Origin of the sequence: Leifsonia sp. NPDC102414, assembly GCF_044765685.1 — a bacterium.
GTDB lineage: Bacteria > Actinomycetota > Actinomycetes > Actinomycetales > Microbacteriaceae > Leifsonia.
Window position 1 is genome coordinate 781,070 of sequence record NZ_JBIWKN010000001.1, and the last position, 19,832, is coordinate 800,901.

At 68.7% G+C, this 19,832-nt stretch carries 15 protein-coding genes; 13 read left to right on the plus strand and 2 right to left on the minus strand.

The window, feature by feature from the left end:
- The first annotated feature begins 43 nt into the window (after positions 1-43).
- The 5 genes from ACIRCZ_RS03670 (at position 44) to leuA (ending at position 8,150) form a co-directional block, all read left to right on the plus strand.
- On the plus strand, positions 44-841 hold the full coding sequence (locus ACIRCZ_RS03670) for an ABC transporter ATP-binding protein (RefSeq protein ID WP_402849743.1): 798 nt from the start codon (positions 44-46) through the stop codon (positions 839-841).
- On the plus strand, positions 838-2,277 hold the full coding sequence (locus tag ACIRCZ_RS03675) for an ABC transporter permease (RefSeq protein ID WP_055893641.1): 1,440 nt from the start codon (positions 838-840) through the stop codon (positions 2,275-2,277). Before ACIRCZ_RS03670 ends, ACIRCZ_RS03675 begins: the two co-directional genes overlap by 4 nt.
- A 132-nt stretch (positions 2,278-2,409) precedes the next feature.
- Positions 2,410-3,696: an alpha/beta hydrolase gene (locus ACIRCZ_RS03680; RefSeq protein ID WP_402849746.1), complete on the plus strand. Its 1,287-nt coding sequence runs from the start codon at positions 2,410-2,412 to the stop codon at positions 3,694-3,696.
- Entirely contained in the window at positions 3,693-6,209 is a 2,517-nt protein-coding gene (locus ACIRCZ_RS03685) for a phosphatidylglycerol lysyltransferase domain-containing protein (protein WP_402849749.1), read from the plus strand. Before ACIRCZ_RS03680 ends, ACIRCZ_RS03685 begins: the two co-directional genes overlap by 4 nt.
- Positions 6,210-6,368: 159 nt before the next feature.
- Positions 6,369-8,150: a 2-isopropylmalate synthase gene (leuA, locus tag ACIRCZ_RS03690; protein ID WP_402849752.1), complete on the plus strand. Its 1,782-nt coding sequence runs from the start codon at positions 6,369-6,371 to the stop codon at positions 8,148-8,150.
- Positions 8,151-8,243: 93 nt separating this feature from the next.
- Here leuA and ACIRCZ_RS03695 read toward each other — a convergent pair whose 3' ends face one another.
- On the minus strand, positions 8,244-8,993 hold the full coding sequence (locus ACIRCZ_RS03695) for a trimeric intracellular cation channel family protein (protein ID WP_055893646.1): 750 nt from the start codon (positions 8,991-8,993) through the stop codon (positions 8,244-8,246).
- A 95-nt stretch (positions 8,994-9,088) separates the two neighbouring features.
- Here ACIRCZ_RS03695 and recO point away from each other — a divergent pair, with 95 nt between their 5' ends.
- Genes recO through ACIRCZ_RS03710 form a run of 3 tightly spaced genes read left to right on the plus strand, consistent with a single transcriptional unit; the run spans position 9,089 to position 11,327 of the window.
- Positions 9,089-9,829 (plus strand): DNA repair protein RecO, encoded by a 741-nt coding sequence (gene recO / locus ACIRCZ_RS03700; protein WP_402849756.1) that lies wholly within the window; start codon positions 9,089-9,091, stop codon positions 9,827-9,829.
- Positions 9,826-10,635 carry an isoprenyl transferase gene (locus ACIRCZ_RS03705; protein ID WP_402849759.1) on the plus strand — a complete coding sequence of 270 codons (810 nt, stop codon included), beginning with the start codon at positions 9,826-9,828 and terminating at the stop codon, positions 10,633-10,635. The genes recO and ACIRCZ_RS03705 overlap by 4 nt, the downstream gene beginning before the upstream one ends.
- Positions 10,636-10,655: 20 nt before the next feature.
- Complete coding sequence (locus ACIRCZ_RS03710; RefSeq protein WP_055893654.1) at positions 10,656-11,327, plus strand: DsbA family protein; 672 nt, start codon at positions 10,656-10,658, stop codon at positions 11,325-11,327.
- Between the two features lie 126 nt (positions 11,328-11,453).
- On the opposite strand, the gene ACIRCZ_RS03715 is transcribed toward ACIRCZ_RS03710, so the two are convergent.
- The gene (locus tag ACIRCZ_RS03715) at positions 11,454-12,017 is read right to left on the minus strand and encodes an aminoacyl-tRNA deacylase (RefSeq protein WP_402849762.1); all 564 of its coding nucleotides are present in this window, start codon (positions 12,015-12,017) and stop codon (positions 11,454-11,456) included.
- A 32-nt stretch (positions 12,018-12,049) separates the two neighbouring features.
- Between ACIRCZ_RS03715 and dusB the strand changes: the two genes are divergently transcribed.
- The 5 genes from dusB to ACIRCZ_RS03740 all read left to right on the plus strand — a co-directional run bounded on the left by dusB (position 12,050) and on the right by ACIRCZ_RS03740 (position 19,769).
- Positions 12,050-13,240 carry a tRNA dihydrouridine synthase DusB gene (gene dusB / locus ACIRCZ_RS03720; protein ID WP_055893657.1) on the plus strand — a complete coding sequence of 397 codons (1,191 nt, stop codon included), beginning with the start codon at positions 12,050-12,052 and terminating at the stop codon, positions 13,238-13,240.
- Entirely contained in the window at positions 13,230-14,555 is a 1,326-nt protein-coding gene (locus ACIRCZ_RS03725) for a deoxyguanosinetriphosphate triphosphohydrolase (protein ID WP_402849766.1), read from the plus strand. The genes dusB and ACIRCZ_RS03725 overlap by 11 nt, the downstream gene beginning before the upstream one ends.
- A gap of 83 nt (positions 14,556-14,638) precedes the next feature.
- A complete protein-coding gene (locus ACIRCZ_RS03730; protein WP_402849769.1) occupies positions 14,639-15,970 on the plus strand; it encodes a DUF4282 domain-containing protein in 1,332 nt (443 codons plus the stop codon).
- Between the two features lie 75 nt (positions 15,971-16,045).
- Positions 16,046-17,935, plus strand: a complete 1,890-nt coding sequence (gene dnaG / locus ACIRCZ_RS03735) for a DNA primase (RefSeq protein ID WP_402849772.1) — start codon at positions 16,046-16,048, stop codon at positions 17,933-17,935.
- A 199-nt stretch (positions 17,936-18,134) separates the two neighbouring features.
- Entirely contained in the window at positions 18,135-19,769 is a 1,635-nt protein-coding gene (locus tag ACIRCZ_RS03740) for an ABC transporter substrate-binding protein (protein ID WP_055893671.1), read from the plus strand.
- The last annotated feature ends 63 nt before the right edge of the window (positions 19,770-19,832 follow it).

Consider the following 19,832-nt stretch of genomic DNA (forward strand, 5'->3'; position numbering starts at 1 on the left):
CCGCCCGATTCGGCACCCTGGGCGGCTCCCTAGCGTGGGGAGTATGGACAACATCACCAGCGAGACCGTCACCTCAGCCAGCTCGACCATCCCGCCGGAAGAGCCGTTGGTGGCGCGCGTGGTGGACGCGACGAAGTCCTACGGCACGGGCGCAGGCACGGTGAACGCGCTGGACGGCGTGTCGCTCGGCATCCCGGCAGGGCGTTTCACCGCGATCATGGGGCCGAGCGGTTCTGGCAAGTCGACGCTCATGCACGTCATGGCCGGGCTCGACACGGTCACCGGTGGCCAGGTGTTCCTCGGCGATACCGAGATCACCAGCCTGGGGGATGCGGAGCTCACCGTCCTGCGGCGCCGTCGCGTCGGCTTCGTGTTCCAGTCGTTCAACCTGGTGCCGACACTCGATGTCGCCGCGAACATCCACCTGCCGTTCGAGCTCGACGGGCGTCGTCCGACCAGGACGCAGGGGGAGTGGATCGACCACCTGATCGACTCGCTCGGCCTGCGGTCGCGGCTCACGCACCGCCCGCACGAGCTGTCGGGCGGGCAGCAGCAGCGCGTCGCCATCGTGCGGGCGCTCGCCACCAGGCCCGACTTGATCTTCGCCGACGAGCCGACGGGCAACCTCGACTCCCGCACCGGGCGCGAGGTGCTCGCTCTGCTCGCGGAGGCGAGTCGCACGTACGGGCAGAGCATCGCGATGGTGACCCATGACCCGATCGCCGCGAGCTATGCAGACCGCATCGTGTTCCTCGCCGACGGCCGCGTCGCCGCCGAGCGTTCGCGCTCGGCCGCCGAGGACATCTCGTCGTACATGCTCGGCATGGAGCAGCACGCGTGAGCCGCCCGTTCTCCGCGTTCCGCGCGAACGCCAGGGACCACCGCGCGAGCATCCTGGTCGCCGCCCTCAGTGCTGCGTTCGGGGTCGCGCTGCTGTCCACCACCGGCGTGCTGTCCGCGTACATCTCCGCCAGCGAGGTCGGTGTGCACTCCTCGGTCGGCTTCGCCCTCGGGATCGTCGCCGGGGTCTTCTTCGTCATCGCCGTCTACGTCGGAGCCATCGTCACCACCAACACGTTCGCAACCGTGATCGCCGGTCGCACCAGGACGATCGCCCTGCTGCGGCTGATCGGATCGAGTGCGCGCACGCAACGGCGCTCCGTCGCGAGCGAGGGGCTCGCGGTCGGGCTGATCGGTGCCGCCATCGGCGGGGTGACGGCTGCGGTGCTCTCGCTCGCCGCTGTGCGGCTGTTCGTCGCCGTCGGAGTGCTGCCGGATGCGCTCTACCCCGTGATCACCCCGGCGCTGCTAGCGCCGGTGGCCGTGGTCGTCGTGACCACCTGGCTCGCCTCCTGGGTGGGCAGCAGGCGCGTCCTGACCGTCACGCCCGTCCAGGCGCTCGGCGCAGCGGAGGAGCGCCCGCCCGCGGCCGTCCGCCAGCGAGCGCGCATCGTCGTCGCCGCGGCGCTGCTGGTCGTGGGACTCGGCCTGCTCGTCTTCGGGCTGCTCCTCGGGCTGGGAGTGTTCGCGCGCTCCGGCATCCCGATCGCCAGCGGCTACGGCGTGCTGATCGCGATGCCGGGCGGCGTGCTGTCGTTCACCGGCATCGTGCTGGCCGCCCCGTTCTTCATGCCCGCCGTGCTCCGCTGGGTGGGGATGCTGTTCGGCCGCGGGGCGGCTGGCAGGCTCGCCGCAGCGAACGCGGTGCGCAACCCAGAGCGCAGTTCGCGCACCACGATCGGTCTGGTGATCGGCGTCACGCTCATCACGATGTTCGTCGTCGCCGCCCAGTCGTACCTCCAGATGATCCGGGAGGCGTCGCAGAACGAGCCGGAGCTGTACGCGGGAGCTGAAAGTGTGCTCACGGTCACCATGCTGGTGTTCAGCGTCCTGGTCGGCTTCTCGGCGATCATCGCAGCGGTCGGGGTGATCAACTCGCTCTCGCTCAGCGTGCTGCAGCGGAGGCGCGAACTCGGCCTGCTGCGAGCGCTCGGGTTCAGCGCGTCGCAGGTGCGCAGGATGATCCTGGCCGAGAGCGCCCAGCTCACCATCGCGGCCGTGATCACCGGGCTGGTGCTCGGAACCGCGTACGGCTGGGTGGGGGCGCAGTCGCTGCTGGGGAGCATCCCCGGCGGTGGGCTGCACGCCCCGGTGGTCCCGTGGTCGTTCATCGCGATCATCGTGCTGGCGGCGGCGATCCTGGCTCTCCTGGCGTCCCTCGCGCCGACCAGGCGGGCGACGGCGGTCGCGCCCGTGGCGGCCCTCGCAGTCGACTGACGCAGCCGTCGGCCGCGGGACTCTCTCGGAGTCCGCTGAGTGTCAGCCCGGCCTCAGCTTTCCGCAGCCTGAGTGCCCCATAATCGAACCGCTTTTGCACGCATTGTGAGAGGAACCGCCCTGAACTGGCTCATGACCCTGCGCATCGACAAGCCGCCCTTCCTGGTGGCTGTCGATGTCGTGGCCGCGGTCCTCGCGCTGTACCTGGTGGTGCGGCCGACCATCCGGCGCACGCTGGCCGGACTCCTCGCTGCCGCGGTCGGGGCCGGGATCGGCTGGCTGGCCACCTGGCTGCTGATCGACGTGCTTGACGTCTTCGGCGTCGCGCTCACCCCGGTGACCAGGATGTGGGCGGTGCTGGCGTTCGCCGGGATCGGGCTGGCCGTGGCCAACCTGTTCCGCTCCCGCTGGTGGAGGAAGCTCGTCGCCGTGCTGAGCATCCCGGTCTTCGTGGTGATGGCGGCCGCGGGCATCAACGTCGACTTCGGCGAGTACCGCGACCTCAACGACGCGCTGGGCGTCGTGCCATACCCTGCGCTCTCCTTCCACTCGGAGCGGGGCGAGGTGGCCGACATCGGCACCGACTACGCCTCCACCTGGACGGCCCCGGCGAGTGTTCCTGCCAAGGGCGCGATCGGAACCGTGCGCATCCCGGCGACCGAGTCCGGGTTCGCGGCGCGGAAGGCGGTCGTCTACCTGCCGCCTGCCGCACTCACGCCGAAGCCCCCTGTGCTTCCCGTGCTCTACGCCTTCTCCGGTCAGCCTGGCGCCCCGGCGGACGTCTTCACGGCCGGCAGGATCGGCCAGACGATGGATGCGTTCGCCGCGACCCACCACGGCATCGCACCGATCGTGGTCGCCGCCGACCAGCTCGGCGGCCCAGGACGAAACCCGATGTGCGTCGACTCTGCGAAGTTCGGCAATTCGGCGACCTACCTGCTGAAGGACGTTCCCTCCTGGATCAAGGCCCACTTCCGGGTCAGCAGCGACCCTGCGGCGTGGAGCGTGTTCGGCTATTCGCAGGGCGCCACCTGCGCCGTCCAGTTCCTCACCGGCCACCCGACGATCTTCGGGTCGGCTCTCGCATCGTCGAGCGAGCTCGGCCCGACGCTGGGGGACCGCGCATCCACTGTCCAGTCCGGCTTCGGCGGGTCGGTGACCGCGTTCGAGGACGCGCAGCCCGCCCACCTGATGACCACGCACGCTCCCTATGAGAACTCGATGCTGATCCTCGGCGTCGGCCAGAACGACGCGAAGTACACTTCGTTCGCCCGAACACTTGACGCCGATGCGACACAGGCCGGAATCCGCACGCGGCTCCTCATCTCGCCCGGCACGGCACACGATTGGAACACCGTGCGGTACACCCTGCGGAACGGCTTCCCGCTGATCGCAGCTCACCTGGGACTGACCTCGTGACCGCCGTGACGGCCTGGCTCGCGCGCGTCGCGCGCCGCACAGGGACGCTGATCGCGACGCACCCGTTCACCGCGGCGATGACAGCGCTGATCCTGGTGCTCGCTCTCGCGACCGGTCCGATCCACGGGCCGAGGCGACCGCTGCACATCTGGCTCGGCACGGGCCCCGGCCCTCTGGTCGACGGCCACTGGTGGACGCCGGTCACCTCGGTGCTGTTCACCGACAACCTGGCCGAGCTGATCGTCGCTCTCATCCTGACCGTGCTGCTGGTCGGTGCCGCCGAGCAGCTCATGGGCACCTGGCGCACGGCGGTCTCGTACTTCGCCACCGCGATCGTGGGCACGGTCGGCGGCATCGCGCTCCAGCTCCTCGCCTCCACCACGGGCGAGATGTGGGCGAGGAACGTGCACAACCTGGTCGTGCTCGACGTCTTCACGGCCCTCGGCGGCACGATCATGGCCGCCAGCGCGTTCGCCGGCGCACTGTGGCGTAGGCGCATCCGGGTGCTGACGGTGCTGATCGCCGTGATGTACGTGCTGTACTCCGGGATGCCGTCCGACGTCTATCGGCTCCTCGCCGTGCTCGCCGGTCTCGGCCTCGGCGTGCTGCTGCGACCTGGTGCACGCCTCGGCGGTTGGGTCCGCAGCTCCCATCACGAGATCCGGGTGCTGCTCGCGTCCGCGGTGACGATCACCGCGATCGGGCCCGTGATCGGGCTGCTCACCACAGCGCGCTACGGCCTGCTGTCTCCCATCGCCCTGCTGTTCACCTCCGACGTTCCTGACAAGGGCTCCGTGCTCGAACGCTGCCAGGCGTTCGCAGTGACCAGACAGTGCGTACACGACCTGACCATCGAGCGGATCAACGGCCTCGGGCCGATCCTGCTCTCTGTGCTCCCGCTGCTCGTACTGCTCGTCGCGGCGTACGGGCTGCTGCGCGGCAACCGGTTCGCGCTCTGGCTCGCCGTGTCGGTCAACGCGCTGCTCGCCGCGCTCTCCGCGCTCTACTTCGGCATCCTGCCGCTCGGCTCCGCCCCGCACCCGCACGTCGGCGCGCGCTACTGGGAGGTGACGGCCATCCTGGCGCTGTCTGCACTGCTCCCGCTGGCCATCGCCATCCTGCTGATCGCGTTCCGGCAGCACTTCCCCGTGCGTCCGCCTGCGCGGTCGGTGCGCCGTTATGTGCTCACCGTCGTCATCTCCGGCGTCGTGCTCGCCGCGCTGTATGTGCTGGTCGGCTACCTGCAGAAGGACACCGGCTTCACCAGGCCGCTCGATCTGAGCGACCTCCTCGACGATGTGCTCGAACGGTTCGTGCCTGTCAGCTTCCTGCGCCGCGAGCCGGTGCAGTACCTGCCGACCACGCCGCTCGCGATCTTCGTCTACCGCAACATCGGCACGGTGTTCTGGCTCTTCGTGATCATCGGGGCGATCCCGGTGATGCGCGGACGGGCATCGTGGCGCAAGGGGACGAGCGACGCGACGCGCGTGCGCGAGCTCCTGGAGCGCGGAGGGGGAGACCCGATCTCGTTCATGGCCACCTGGCCGGGCAACGACTACTGGTTCGACCCGACGGACGGACGCGCCATCGCGTACCGGGTGGTCGGCAGGATCGCGATCACCACGGGCGGGCCGTTCGGTGCGCATCCACCGCACGACCGCTCCATCGACCGGTTCGCCCGGTTCTGCGACGACAACGGCTGGACCCCCGTGTTCTACAGCGTGGATGCCGGCCTCGAGCCGCTCTTCGAGCAGATGGGCTGGTCGACGATGGTAGTGGCGGAGGAGACCGTCATCCGCCCGCAGCAGTGGGAGACCACCGGCAAGAAATGGCAGGACGTCCGCAGCTCGATCAACCGTGCGCAGCGTGCAGGCATCAGGGCGGAGTGGACGACGTACCAGGCGCTCCCGCTCAGCTCCGCCGTGCAGCTCTCCGACATCTCCGAGCAGTGGGTGGCGGAGAAGGACCTCCCGGAGATGGGCTTCACCCTCGGCGGCCTCGACGAACTACGCGACCCCGCTGTGATGCTGATGCTCGCGATCGACGAGTCCGGACGCATCGAGGGAGTGACGAGCTGGCTGCCCAACTACCGCAACGGCCTCGTCATCGGCTGGACGCTCGACTTCATGCGCAGGCGGCCGGGGAGCATCAACGGTGTGATGGAGTTCCTGATCGCCGAGGCTGCCACCAGGATGCGCGACGAGGGCGTCGAGTTCATGAGCCTGTCCGCCGCGCCGCTGGCGCACACCGCGAGTGCGGGAGGGCAAGGAGGCGACGGGGAGGCGCGCGGTATGGACCGCATCCTGAACTTCCTCAGTGTGTCGCTCGAGCCGGTGTACGGCTTCCGGTCGCTGCTCAAGTTCAAGCGCAAGTTCCAGCCCGAGCTGCATCCGCTGATCATGGCGTACCCGGACCCTGTCGCTCTGCCCGCGATCGGGATCGCGCTGGTGCGCGCATACCTGCCCCAGCTCTCTGTGCGGCAGGCGGTGGCGCTGGCGAGCGGGCGCGGGTGACCGGACGGGGTGCTGACCGCTCACACGCCCCGTGCTACCCTTGTTTCTGTGTACGGTCTGCTCCTCCTTAGCTGCCGCGACGAGTCCTAGTTCTGGGCCTCACTCGTCGCGGAGTTCGTCGTTGGCTCTCCACCACACCTCGCGAGGAGAAGACAGACCATGAAGAACACACAGGCGCCGAGCGCCATGCCGATCCACAAATACCGCCCGTTCCATGAGCAGATCCGGGTGGAGCTGCCCGATCGCACCTGGCCGGATGCCCGCATCACGGTCGCCCCGCGCTGGTGCGCCGTCGACCTGCGCGACGGCAACCAGGCGCTGATCGACCCGATGAGCCCCGAGCGCAAGCGCATCATGTTCGATCTGCTGGTCCGGATGGGCTACAAGGAGATCGAGGTCGGCTTCCCGTCTGCGAGTCAGACCGACTTCGACTTCGTGCGCAGCCTCATCGAGGAGGGTGCGATCCCGGACGACGTCACCATCCAGGTGCTGACCCAGGCCCGTGAGCACCTGATCAAGCGCACGTACGAGTCGCTGGTGGGCGCCAAGCAGGCCATCGTGCACCTCTACAACTCCACGAGCATCCTGCAGCGGGATGTGGTCTTCCGCACCGATCAGCAGGGCATCGTCGACATCGCGCTGGAGGGTGCGCGTCTCTGCAAGCAGTTCGAGGCGACGGTCCCCGGCACCGAGATCTACTACGAGTACTCCCCGGAGAGCTACACCGGCACCGAGCTGGAGTTCGCGGTCGACATCTGCAACCAGGTGCTCGACATCTTCGAACCGACGCCGGAGCGCAAGGTCATCATCAACCTGCCTGCCACGGTCGAGATGGCGACGCCGAACGTCTACGCCGACTCGATCGAGTGGATGTCGCGCCACCTGAACCACCGCGAGAACGTCATCCTGTCTCTGCACCCGCACAATGACCGCGGCACCGCCGTCGCCGCCGCCGAGCTGGGCTACATGGCGGGCGCCGACCGCATCGAGGGCTGCCTGTTCGGCAACGGAGAACGCACCGGAAACGTCGACCTGGTGACGCTCGGCATCAACCTGTTCACGCAGGGGATCGACCCGCAGATCGACTTCAGCGACATCGACTCTGTCAAGCGCACGGTCGAGCACTGCAACCAGCTGCCGGTCGGCGAGCGCAGCCCGTGGGGAGGCGACCTGGTGTTCACCGCGTTCAGCGGCTCCCACCAGGATGCGATCAAGAAGGGCTTCGAGGCGATGGCCGCCGACGCGGAGCGTCAGGGCACAACGGTCGACGAGCTGGTCTGGGCGGTCCCGTACCTGCCGGTCGACCCGAAAGACCTGGGCCGCAGCTACGAGGCGGTCATCCGCGTCAACTCGCAGTCCGGCAAGGGCGGCGTGGCCTACCTGCTGAAGAACGATCACGCGCTCGACCTGCCGCGCAAGCTGCAGATCGAGTTCTCCGGGGTGGTGCAGGCCAAGACCGACGCCGAGGGCGGCGAGGTCTCCAGCGACGACATCTGGGCGATCTTCCAGGACGAGTACCTGCCGGCGCCGGTCGACGAGGCCGACGCCAAGTGGGGCCGGTTCGAGCTGGGCAGCACCAGCACCACCAACGAGACAGGCGACCACGTCGCGCTCACCGTGACGCTGCGCGACGGCGACACGGTCTCCAAGGCGTCCGGAGAGGGCAACGGCCCGATCGCGGCGTTCTTCGACATCCTGAACGACCGCGGCATCAACGTGCACCTCTACGACTACTCGCAGCACACGCTGTCCGCGAGCGAGTCTGCACTGGCCGCCGCATACGTCGAGGTGGATGTGGACGGCACGCGCCTCTGGGGCGTCGGCATCGACGCTGACACGACCACCGCCTCCTTCAAGGCCGTCGTCTCCGCCGTCAACCGCGCCATCCGGGCCACCGCAGGCACCGGCTCTGCCGCTCCCGCCGACCTCGTCTCCGCCTGACCCGCGTCCCCCAGCCATCGAGCCGGGACTTGTGCACGCGACACGCCGTCGTCAGCCGTGCACAAGTCCCGGCTCGATTGCTTCGGAGACGCGTCAGTCGGGGCGGTCGAGCTTGTAGCGGGGAATGGAGCCGGTCTCTGTGCGCTCCACCGTGCGGGCCTCTGCCCTCCGACGGAGGGGGATGCGCGGCCAGCGCGGGAGGGAGATGCGCCCGAGCTCGCGCTGCTCTGGCAGGCTCCAGCCGAACCGCACCGCCAGCAGCCGGATGATGAGCGTGACGGCCACGCACACGGCAGCGGCCACGCTGATCGGAACGCCGAGATCGACCAGCACGACGAGCACCACTGTGCCGGCGCCAGCCGCCACGGCGTAGAGCGAGCCGACGTGCATCAGCGCGATGGGCAGGTTCAGCAGCATGTCGCGCAGGATGGATCCGCCGACAGCGGACACCACACCGACGAACACCGCAGGCACCTCCGGAAGGCCGAGCGCGAGCGCCTTGGTCGCGCCGATCGCGCCGAAAAGCCCGATCGTGAGGGCATCGAGGAAGGTGATGATCGGGTCGAGCCGGCGGAACAGCCGGATGAGGAGCATCCCGAGCAGTGCGGCGACGACCGTGGTCAGCAGATACCAGTTGGAGAGCAGCGCCACCGGTCGCGTGACCAGCAGCAGGTCGCGCAGCAGACCGCCGCCGACCCCGGTCGCCACGCCGATGATGGCGACGCCGAGCAGGTCGAGTTTGCGGTCGCGGAAGCCGGAGGCGAACATCGCGCCCTGAAGGCTGCCGACGCCGACGGCCACGAGGTCGGCCCAGAGCGGAATCGTGAAGGCCGTGGTGCTCATAGGTCACTTGTACCATGCGCGGCGCGGTACCGAGTTCGGCGGCTGCGCAGAGCGCGGCATCAGGGGACTGTCGGCGTGAGGCGGGATACTGGAGTGTGCCTGTCTACCGTGATGAAGCCGTCGTGCTCCGCACCCACAAACTGGGGGAAGCCGACCGCATCGTCACCATGCTCACCCGGCAGCACGGCAAGGTGCGGGCGGTCGCGAAGGGCGTGCGGCGCACCGCATCCAAGTTCGGGTCGCGACTGGAGCCGTTCATGGTCGCCGACGTGCAGCTGTACGAGGGCCGCAGCCTGGATGTGGTGACGCAGGCCGAGTCGCTGGGCGCGTACGGAGCGCTGATCGCGGACGACTACGCCAGCTACACGGCGGCGAACGCGATGGTCGAGACCGCCGACAGGCTCACCGAGGCGGAGGCGTCGCTGCAGCAGTACCTCCTGCTGGTCGGCGCGCTGCGGTCGCTCTCGAAGCGCGAGCACGGCGCATCCCTCACCCTCGACTCCTATCTGTTGCGGGCGCTGTCGCTCGCCGGGTGGGCGCCGAGCTTCCTCGACTGCTCCCGCTGCGGAACGGCGGGTCCGCACGACCATCTCGTGGTGCAGCTCGGCGGCGTGGTCTGCGACGACTGCGCTCCGCAGGGCGCGCCACGACTGGATGCGCAGACCATCGCGCTGCTCGGCGCCCTGCTCACCGGCGACTGGGCGGCGGCGGACGAGACGGACGACAACACGCGGTCGAAGGCGAGCGGCGTGGTCGCCGCGTACACGCAGTGGCACCTGGAACGCGGGCTGCGCTCGCTCCAGCATGTACAGCACGAACGGAAAGCGAACGGATGAGCCCCAAGCCATACACGCACAAGGACGCGGTGGAGTTCCGCCCGCTCGACTGGACGGGCGTGTACCCGCCGGCCATCCCGGCCGCCGCCGTGCCGGACCACGTCGCCATCGTGATGGACGGCAACGGCCGCTGGGCGAACGGCAGAGGGCTGACCAGGATCGAGGGTCACAAGGCGGGCGAGGCGTCGCTGCTCGACGTGGTCGCAGGCGCCATCCAGATCGGGGTCAAGCACCTCAGCGTCTACGCGTTCTCCACCGAGAACTGGAAGCGCTCGCCCGACGAAGTGCGCTTCCTGATGGGCTTCAACCGGGATGTGCTGCACCGCCGCCGCGACCAGCTCAACGAGTGGGGCGTCCGGGTGCGCTGGGCGGGGAGGAAGCCGCGGCTCTGGTCGTCGGTGATCAAGGAGCTGCAGTTCGCCGAGAAACTCACGGCGGGAAACGACGTGCTCACCCTGACGATGTGCGTCAACTACGGCGGCCGCACCGAGATCGCGGATGCGGTGCGCAGCATCGCGGAAGACGTGGCGGCGGGCCGGATGAAACCGTCGGCGGTGAGCGAGAAGAGCATCCAGCGTCACCTGTACGCGCCCGACCTGCCGGACGTCGACCTGTTCGTCCGCAGTTCAGGCGAACAGCGCACGAGTAACTTCATGCTCTGGCAGAGCGCATACGCAGAGATGGTCTTCCTCGACACCCTGTGGCCGGACTTCAGCCGCGCCGACCTATGGAACGCGATCGACATCTACGCCAATCGCAACCGCCGCTTCGGCGGGGCGGTGGATGCGCCGGGAATGAAGGCGTGACCGCATCCGTTGCCCCTGGTGTGAGTGAACCCATCAAAATCGACATCTGGTCCGACATCGCCTGCCCGTGGTGCTACATCGGAAAGCGCAAGTTCGAAGCGGGAAGCGGGCTGTTCGCCGGGAGCGGCGACGACCGCGCCGTCGAGGTCGAGTACCACTCGTTCGAGCTCTCGCCGGACACCCCCGTCGACTTCGACGGCAGCGAGATCGACTTCCTGGCCGGGCACAAGGGCATGCAGCCCGAGCAGGTGCATGGCATGCTGGAGCGCGTCACCGGCATCGCGTCCTCGGTCGGCCTCGACTACGACTTCGACGCCCTGAAGCACACCAACACCGTCAAGGCGCACGAGCTCCTGCACTTCGCGAAGGCGAACGGCAAGCAGCTGGAGCTCGCCGAGCGCCTGTTCAAGGCGTACTTCGTCGAGGGCAAGCACGTCGGCCGCATCGAGGATCTTGCCGATCTGGCCGCCGAGGTCGGGCTCGACAGGGCGGCGGCGGTCGCCGCGCTGGAGTCGAACGAGTTCCTCTCCGACGTGCGCGCAGACCAGTCGCTGGCGCAGGAGTACGGCATCCAGGGCGTCCCGTTCTTCGTGATCGACGGTCGCTACGGCGTGTCGGGCGCGCAGGACGCCGCCACGTTCGCGCAGGTGCTCGAGCAGGTCTGGACCGAGCGTGCAGAGGTGACAGCGTGAGCGGGGCGGATGCGGCGACTCCCGCGGCTCCCGCTGCGCCGTCCTTCCCGCTGATCGCGCTCGGCGATGTGAACGCTGCCGCCTGCGAAGGCGACGCGTGCCTGATCCCAGGAGCCGAGGCTCCCGCTACTCCGGGTCGGTGATGTCGGCGATGGTCGCCGCGTAGGCGGCGACCAGCTCGTCTGCGTCAACGAACAGCGAGTAGCCGTGCTCACCGGCGCCCATCGACACCGTGCGGCCGGGGATGGACGCGTCGGCTACGACCGGCCAGGCCGTCCGGCTGCCGAACGGGGTGATGGTGCCGCGTTCGTACCCTGTGGCCTCGAACGCGATCGATGCATCGGGGAGCTGCAGCTTGTTGACGTGGAGCACGGCGCGGAGTTTCGGCCAGGAGATCTTGCGTCCGCCCGGCACGAGCGCGAAGACGAACGTGTCGTCGCTGCGCTTGACCACGAGCGTCTTGACGATGTCGGACGGCGCGATGCCGAGCAGCTGTGCCGCCTCGTCCAGGCTGCGGGCGGCGGGGCGCTCGATCACGCGGATGCTCACGCCGCGGGCCGCGGCGTCCGCCTCGACGCGCGCCCTGCCGCTGTCGGCGTTCGCGTGGCCGGGGTCCGTGGCATGCTCGGTGGCGCTGTCCACAGCCGTCTCTTCGCCCTGATTCTCCACAGCTTCTGGTCGCTCGGTCATGCTGCTCCGCTCTATCTGGGAGAATTGAGGAAATGACTACTACAGCAACGATAAGCCACGCGCCACAGCTGACCATCGGTCCGCTGGCTCTCGACGTGCCCGTCGTGCTGGCGCCGATGGCCGGGATCACGAACACCGCGTTCCGCAGGCTCTGCCGCGAGTTCGGCGCCGGTCTCTACGTGAGCGAGATGATCACCTCGCGCGCCCTCGTCGAGCGCACCCCGGAATCCCTGCGGCTCATCACCCACCACGAGTCGGAGACGCCGCGCTCCATCCAGCTCTACGGGGTCGACCCGAAGACCGTCCGCGAGGCGGTCACCATGCTCGTCGCGGAGGATCGCGCCGACCACATCGACCTCAACTTCGGCTGCCCGGTGCCCAAGGTCACCCGCAAGGGCGGGGGAGCCGCGCTGCCGTGGAAGCTCGGGCTGTTCCGCGAGATCGTGGAGGGAGCAGTGGATGCGGCGGGCAGCATCCCGCTCACGGTCAAGATGCGCAAGGGCATCGACAGCGACCACCTCACCTATCTCGAAGCGGCCAAGGCGGCGGAGGGCGCCGGCGTCGCATCCATCGCCCTGCACGCCAGGACCGCGGCCGAGTTCTACTCCGGGCACGCGGACTGGTCGGCCATCGCGAAGCTCAAAGAGACCATCACCGGCACGCCGGTACTCGGCAACGGAGACATCTGGTCGGCAGCGGACGCCATCCGGATGGTCGAGGAGACGGGCTGTGACGGCGTCGTCGTCGGCCGCGGCTGCCTCGGCCGCCCGTGGCTGTTCGGCGACCTGGCCGCGGCGTTCCGTGCGCGAGCAGGGGAGATCGACGCCGCTGAGGCCGAGCGGGCGCAGGCGCACCCGTCTCTCGGGCAGGTCGCAGCCACGTTCCGCAGGCACGCCGAGCTGCTGGTCGAGTTCTTCGACAGCGAAGAGCGCGGCTGCCGCGACATCCGCAAGCACGTCGCCTGGTACTTCAAGGGCTATCCGGTGGGCGGCGACCTTCGGGCGAGCCTCGCAACGGTGGACACGCTCGCTCACCTGGACGACCTCCTCGCCACGCTCGACTGGGACCAGGAGTACCCGGGAGAGGCAGCGGAGGGTCAGCGCGGCCGAGCGGGAAGCCCGAAGAAGCCCGCGTTGCCGGACGGCTGGCTCGCCAGCCGCGACCTCGACGGTTTCCAGCGGGCAGAGGTCGCCGACGCGGAGGTGCACAACAGTGGTGGATAGTTCGGTCGTTCACGGCCTCGGGCACGACTCCGGTCACGCGCACGGCGACGCTGCCGCGAATTCCGGGGTCACGGGCTCCGGATACAGCGAGCACGATCGCGAGCGCTGGCTGCCGGAACAGCACTCCAGCAGGCGAAGCGACTTCGCCCGCGACAGGGCACGGCTGCTGCACTCGAGCGCTCTGCGCCGACTCGCGGCCAAGACGCAGGTGCTCAGCCCGACGGCCGGGCTCGACTTCGCCAGGAACAGGCTGACGCACTCGCTCGAGGTCGCCCAGGTCGGCCGCGAGCTCGCCAACAGCCTCGGGCTCGACCCGGACATCGTCGACACCGCGTGTCTCGCGCACGACATCGGCCACCCGCCGTTCGGGCACAACGGCGAGAGGGCCCTCAACTCCTGGGCAGACGACATCGGCGGCTTCGAGGGCAACGCGCAGACCCTGCGGCTGCTCAGCAGGCTGGAGCCGAAGGTGTTCGGCCGCGACGGGCGCCCGTACGGTCTCAACCTCACCAGGGCCAGCCTCGACGCCAGCTGCAAGTACCCGTGGCCGGACACCTCGTCGGTCGCCGACCCGAGCGGTCGCGCCAAGTTCGGCTTCTACCGCGACGACACCGCCGTGTTCGAGTGGATGCGCGCCGGCGCTCCGGATCGCGTGCGCTGCATCGAGGCCCAGGTGATGGACCTGAGCGACGACATCGCGTACTCGGTGCACGACTTCGAGGACGCGGTGGTCAACGGTTACATCGACGTCGCCGCACTCGGCAGCAGGGTCGACCACGACGACCTGGTGCGCTCGATGTACGACTGGATCGGCGGCGAGTTCAGCCATGACGAGCTGATCGCGGCGTTCGACAGGCTCGACAACCTCGACATCTGGCTCGACGGCTGGGACGGCAGCCGCCGCTCGCAGGCCAGGCTGAAGAACCTGACCAGCCAGCTCATCGGCCGGTTCGCGCACGCCGCCGTGCACGCGACGAAGGAGACCTCGGGCAGCACGAACCTCATCCGGTTCGGCGCGGACGTGGTGGTCCCCGCGCCGATCCAGGCGGAGATCGCGGTGCTCAAGGGCATCGTGGCGACGTTCGTGATGTCGAAGAACACCCGGCAGCCGATCTACGCGCAGCAGCGCCAGATCCTCACGACCCTGGCCGACCTGCTCTACTCGCGCGGCCCGGCAGAGCTCGACCCCGGCTTCGCGGAGGACTGGAGGGACGCGGCGGACGACACGCAGCGCAAGCGCGTGATCGTCGACCAGGTCGCAAGCCTCACCGACCAGTCGGCTCTCAGCTGGTACGAACGGCTGGTGCAGCACTGAGCGGCGCCGATGAGTTCACTCAGCGGGCTTGAAACGCCGACGCCAGTGCAGAATGCTGGAGTTCTCGGCATCGAGAGGAAAAGATGAGCACCCCACCACCCCCGGCGAACGGCGATCAGCCGACGCCAGACGATGCCACCACCCCGGCCACGCCTGAGCCGGCGACCGCTCCGCCAGCGCCAGACTCCGCCGCGGGTGCGCCAGGTGCCGAACCGGCTGCGGCTCCGGTCAAGCCGACAGCAGCACGCGGAGCGGCGAAGACGCCCGCGTCGGGAACGACCGCACCGAAGGTGCGCGCCGCACGCGCGACCACGCCGAAGACGCCCGCCGCTGGTGCTGCTGCGAAGACGCCCGCCGCTGGTGCTGCCACAGCCAAGACCCCCGCCGCCAAGACGCCCGCCGCACGGACGACGACGCCGAAAGTGCCAGCCGCTGCTCAGACTCCGGCCGCTGGTGCGGCCGCCGCTGCGAAGAAGCCCGCGACGCGCACGCCCGCCGCAGGCAGCGCAGGGTCGGCCACCTCAGCGAAGACCACGCCGACCGCACGCACCAAGCGTGCCGCGGCGAACAAGCCCGCCCCCGCAGCTCCGAACGGGGAGGCTCCGTCGATCATGGATGCTGCGCTCGGCGCGGCGAACCCGATCGGCACCCCTGCCACTGCCGCCACACCGGCTGTGCCCGCCGCTCCGGCGGCCGCCGCCGCGCCTGCCGCCGCCGTCGGGACCGCCGCGTCTAGTCCTGCTGCCTCCTCCGCGCCGGAGACCGCCACGGCGACGTCCGCCGCTTCAGCGACGGCGGCCAGTCCTTCGACTCCGGCAGCTCCCGCGACGCCGGCAGCTCCCGCGACGCCGGCCGCTTCCGCGGCCCAAGCGGGGGAGCCTGCACCTGTCGCGACAGAACCCACCGCGACGGCGGAGACCGTTCGCCTTCCGGAGAGCGTCGTCGGCGAGCAGGGCATCCAGAGCGGTGCGACGCCGCCGCCCCCGCCTCCCGCACCCGGCGCTCCCGCTGCGGCGTATGCAACAGCCGGCCCAGGTGCCGGTGCAGGCGCCCCGCCCACCGGGCACGGGCGCACCGTCTCCGACTTCGCCGACCGGCTCGACGACACGCGGTTCTTCTCGTCGCTGTTCGACTTCACGTTCACCAACTACGTCACCAGGAAGCTCGCTGGGCCCGTCTACGTGGTCGGGCTGGTGCTGATCGGGCTGAGCACGCTGCTGTCGCTCGTCTACAGCCTCACGCTCGCCATCGGAACGCACTCCGTCGTCGGCGCCTTCGTGTTCCTGTTCGGCGTCATCATCACGCTCGTCGGCGCCATGCTGAGCGTGCTGCTCCTCCGGGTCGGGATCGAAGTGTTCGTCGCGATCATCGAGATCGCGCAGAACACCAGGAAGCGCTCGAAGCAGCGCGACTGATCGCCGGGCCGCCACCTCGAGCACGAGATACCGCGACGCGCGAGAAGAGTCGCCGCGGCTCAGTAGAATCGTTCCATGGCCGGCCGAATTCGACAGAGTGACATCGAAGAGGTCAAAGCCCGCACCAACATCGCCGACATCGTCGGCGACTACGTGAGCCTCAAGTCCGCCGGGGTCGGATCGCTCAAGGGCCTCTGCCCGTTCCACGACGAGAAGAGCCCGAGCTTCACGGTGCGCTCCGCCGTCGGGCGCTACCACTGCTTCGGCTGCGGTGAGGGCGGCGACGTCTACGAGTTCCTCCAGAAGCTCGACCACGTCTCCTTCACAGAGGCCGTCGAACGTCTCGCCGCGCGCATCGGATATCAGCTGCGCTACGAGGACGGAACGGGCGGGCCGTCCGAGCACGGCAACCGCGCGCGCATCCTCGCCGCCAACGGCGCTGCGGAAGAGTTCTTCCGCAGCAAGCTCGGTTCTCCGGAAGCGGAGATCGGTCGGCGGTTCCTGGGGGAGCGAGGCTTCGACGCCATCGCAGCAGGCCGCTTCGGCGTCGGCTTCGCCCCGAAGAGCTGGGACGAGCTCACCAAGCACCTGCGCGCCAAAGGCTTCAGCACGGAGGAGCTCACCACCGCAGGACTCGTGTCGCAGGGCGATCGCGGCGTGTACGACCGGTTCCGCGGACGACTGATCTGGCCGATCAGGGACGTGACGGGCCAGACCATCGGATTCGGCGCGCGCCGCCTGCTCGACGACGACAAAGGCCCCAAATACCTCAACACCCCGGAGACGCCTGTCTACAAGAAGGCGCAGGTGCTTTACGGGCTCGACCTCGCCAAGCGGGACGTGTCGAAGCTGGACCAGGTGGTCGTGGTCGAGGGATACACCGACGTGATGGCCTGCCACCTCGCCGGCATCACCACCGCCGTCGCCACCTGCGGCACAGCGTTCGGCGTCGACCACATCAAGGTCATCCGGCGCATCATGGGCGACGACAACAGCACAGGATCCGTCATCTTCACCTTCGACCCGGATGCGGCCGGCCAGAAGGCTGCCACCCGGGCGTTCGGCGAGGAGCAGCGCTTCTCCGCCCAGACCTACGTCGCTGTCGGACCGGACGGCCTCGACCCCTGCGACCTGCGGCTCGCGAAGGGCGACGACGCCGTGCGCAGGATGATCGACGCCAAGAAGCCGATGTTCGAGTTCATGATCCGGCAGGTGGTCGACAAGTACGACCTCGACACCGTCGAAGGCCGTACGGCAGCGATGCGCGGCGGTGCGCCGATCGTCGCGACCATCCGCGACCCGGCATCCCAGAACGGGTACGCCCGCGAGCTCGCCCGGCTTTCCGGCGCCGACCTGCAGGACACGCTGCGAGCCGTGCAGGCTGCGCGCCGCTCCGAACAGGGAGCAGGACAGCGGGCCGGTCAGCGCCAGGGTGCGGGAGCCGACCAGCGCGGCCAGCAGGGCGAGCAGGGTCAGGACGGGACCGCATCCACGGCCGTCGTTCAGCAGGCCGACCTGCGCGATCCGACGCAGCGCACGGAGCGCGAGTCGCTGATGGTGCTGCTGCAGCTTCCAGCAGAGGTCGGTCAGGAGCGGGCGGCGCGCGCCGTGCAGGTGCCGTTCGTGAACCCGACGCACGCCGTCATCAAAGACGCGATCGCCAGCCAGCTCACCACGATGACAGACCCTGGCTGGGTCGACAGGGTGCTCGCGGAGGTGCCGCAGGGCTACGGGCCGACCGTCAACGCCCTCGCCGTCGGCGCCCTCCCGCAGGCAGCGGGAGACGTCTCCCGGTACGCCCGGTCCATCGTGGACGGCCTGATCGACCGCGACCTGCTCCGCGAGAAGGCCGAGCTCACCAACCGGCTGGCACGCACCGATCAGCAGGAGACCGAACTGCGCCGGTCGTTGCAGGTCGCGATGGCGTCGATCGACGCCGAACGGATGCGGTTGCGCGGAGAATAGGGCATTCAAGCACTTTTCGTGTGCGTTGCGCGCAGATGAGCGCAGTTATGTTGCACTAACGTAAAGATCTCGCTACGAAGTGCATTCGGATGCATCTACCGCGCGCATTTCGTGTTAGGACATACCTACGCGATTCGGCACAGCTGCAGATCTCTGCGCGCCGAGTCGGTGACCCCACACCAGGAAGAGGTACTCGGATATGAGATCCGCACACATCAGCGGCAAGCGCCTGCTGGCCGTGTCCGCCGCACTCGCGGCGACGGCCTTGGTGCTCGCCGGCTGCTCAGGGAGCAACAACAACAGCTCCGGCGGCAGCGGTGGAACGTTGACCATCGGCACGACCGACAAGATCACCTCGATCGACCCGGCCGGTTCGTACGACAACGGTTCGTTCGCTGTGATGAACCAGGTTTACCCGTTCCTTCTGAACTCGCCGTACGGCAGCCCGGACGTGAAGCCCGACATCGCGGCGAGCGCCGACTTCACCTCGCCGAACGAGTACACGGTCAAGCTCAAGCCCGGCCTGAAGTTCGCCAACGGCCACGACCTCACCTCCTCGGATGTGAAGTTCACCTTCGACCGTCAGAAGAAGATCAACGACCCGAACGGTCCTGCGTCGCTGCTCGCGAACCTCGACAGCGTCTCGGCTCCCGACAAGACCACGGTCGTGTTCAAGCTGAAGGTCGCCAACGACCAGACCTTCGCGCAGGTGCTCTCCAGCCCCGCCGGCCCGATCGTCGACGAGCAGGTCTTCTCCGCCGACAAGGTGACGCCGGACCAGACCATCGTCAAGGGTCACGCGTTCGCCGGTCAGTACGACATCACGAGCTACGACTTCAACAACCTGATCGCGTACAAGGCCAACCCGAACTATCAGGGTCTCCTCGGCAAGCCGGCCACCGACAAGGTGAACGTCAAGTACTACGCCGAGTCGTCGAACCTCAAGCTCGACATCCAGAAGGGCGCGATCGACGTCGCGTTCCGCAGCCTCACCGCCACGGACGTCGACAGCCTCTCCTCCGACAAGAACGTCAAGGTCGTGAAGGGCCCGGGTGGCGAGATCCGCTACATCGTGTTCAACTTCAACACCATGCCGTACGGTGCGACCACGCCGGAGGCCGACGCGAAGAAGTCGCTCGCCGTCCGTCAGGCCGCTGCCGACCTCGTCGACCGCGCGACCATCGCCAAGCAGGTCTACAAGGACACGTACACCCCGCTCTACTCGTTCGTCCCCGAGGGCCTGACCGGCGCGACCACCGTGCTCAAGGACCTCTACGGTGATGGCAACGGCGGACCGAGCCTCGACAAGGCGAAGGCCGCTCTGCAGGCCGCGGGCGTCAGCACGCCCGTCGCGCTCAACCTCCAGTACAACCCGGACCACTACGGCCCGTCCTCCGGCGACGAGTACGCACTCGTGAAGGAGCAGCTGGAGGCCGGTGGCCTGTTCAAGGTCAACCTGCAGTCGACCGAGTGGGTGCAGTACTCGAAGGACCGCGTTGCCGACGTGTACCCGGCATACCAGCTCGGCTGGTTCCCGGACTACTCGGACGCCGACAACTACCTGTCGCCGTTCTTCATCAAGGACAACTTCCTTGCGAACCACTACGACAACCCGGAGGTCCAGTCCCTCATCGAGCAGCAGCTCGGCGAGACCGACTCGGCCGCCCGCACGAAGCTGATCGAGGAGATCCAGGCCAAGGTCGGGGCCGACCTGTCCACCCTGCCGCTGCTGCAGGGCGCTCAGGTCGCCGTGGTCGGAAAGACGGTGAACGGCGCGGACAAGACGCTCGACCCGTCGTTCAAGTTCCGCTACGCTGCCCTCTCCAAGGGCTGATATCAGCAGGCTAGCCAACTAGCCGACCGGGGGCGGTCCGCACGACGCGGGCCGCCCCTCTCC

What these genes read in the sequence shown, in the direction of transcription:
- ACIRCZ_RS03730 (WP_402849769.1), top strand. Translation starts at nt 14,639, where the DNA reads ATGAGCACCCCACCACCCCCGGCGAACGGCGATCAGCCGACGCCAGAC.
- dusB (WP_055893657.1), top strand. Translation starts at nt 12,050, where the DNA reads ATGACTACTACAGCAACGATAAGCCACGCGCCACAGCTGACCATCGGT.
- leuA (WP_402849752.1), top strand. Translation starts at nt 6,369, where the DNA reads ATGAAGAACACACAGGCGCCGAGCGCCATGCCGATCCACAAATACCGC.
- ACIRCZ_RS03715 (WP_402849762.1), bottom strand. Translation starts at nt 12,017, where the DNA reads ATGACCGAGCGACCAGAAGCTGTGGAGAATCAGGGCGAAGAGACGGCT.
- ACIRCZ_RS03695 (WP_055893646.1), bottom strand. Translation starts at nt 8,993, where the DNA reads ATGAGCACCACGGCCTTCACGATTCCGCTCTGGGCCGACCTCGTGGCC.
- ACIRCZ_RS03705 (WP_402849759.1), top strand. Translation starts at nt 9,826, where the DNA reads ATGAGCCCCAAGCCATACACGCACAAGGACGCGGTGGAGTTCCGCCCG.
- ACIRCZ_RS03740 (WP_055893671.1), top strand. Translation starts at nt 18,135, where the DNA reads ATGAGATCCGCACACATCAGCGGCAAGCGCCTGCTGGCCGTGTCCGCC.
- dnaG (WP_402849772.1), top strand. Translation starts at nt 16,046, where the DNA reads ATGGCCGGCCGAATTCGACAGAGTGACATCGAAGAGGTCAAAGCCCGC.
- ACIRCZ_RS03680 (WP_402849746.1), top strand. Translation starts at nt 2,410, where the DNA reads ATGACCCTGCGCATCGACAAGCCGCCCTTCCTGGTGGCTGTCGATGTC.
- ACIRCZ_RS03670 (WP_402849743.1), top strand. Translation starts at nt 44, where the DNA reads ATGGACAACATCACCAGCGAGACCGTCACCTCAGCCAGCTCGACCATC.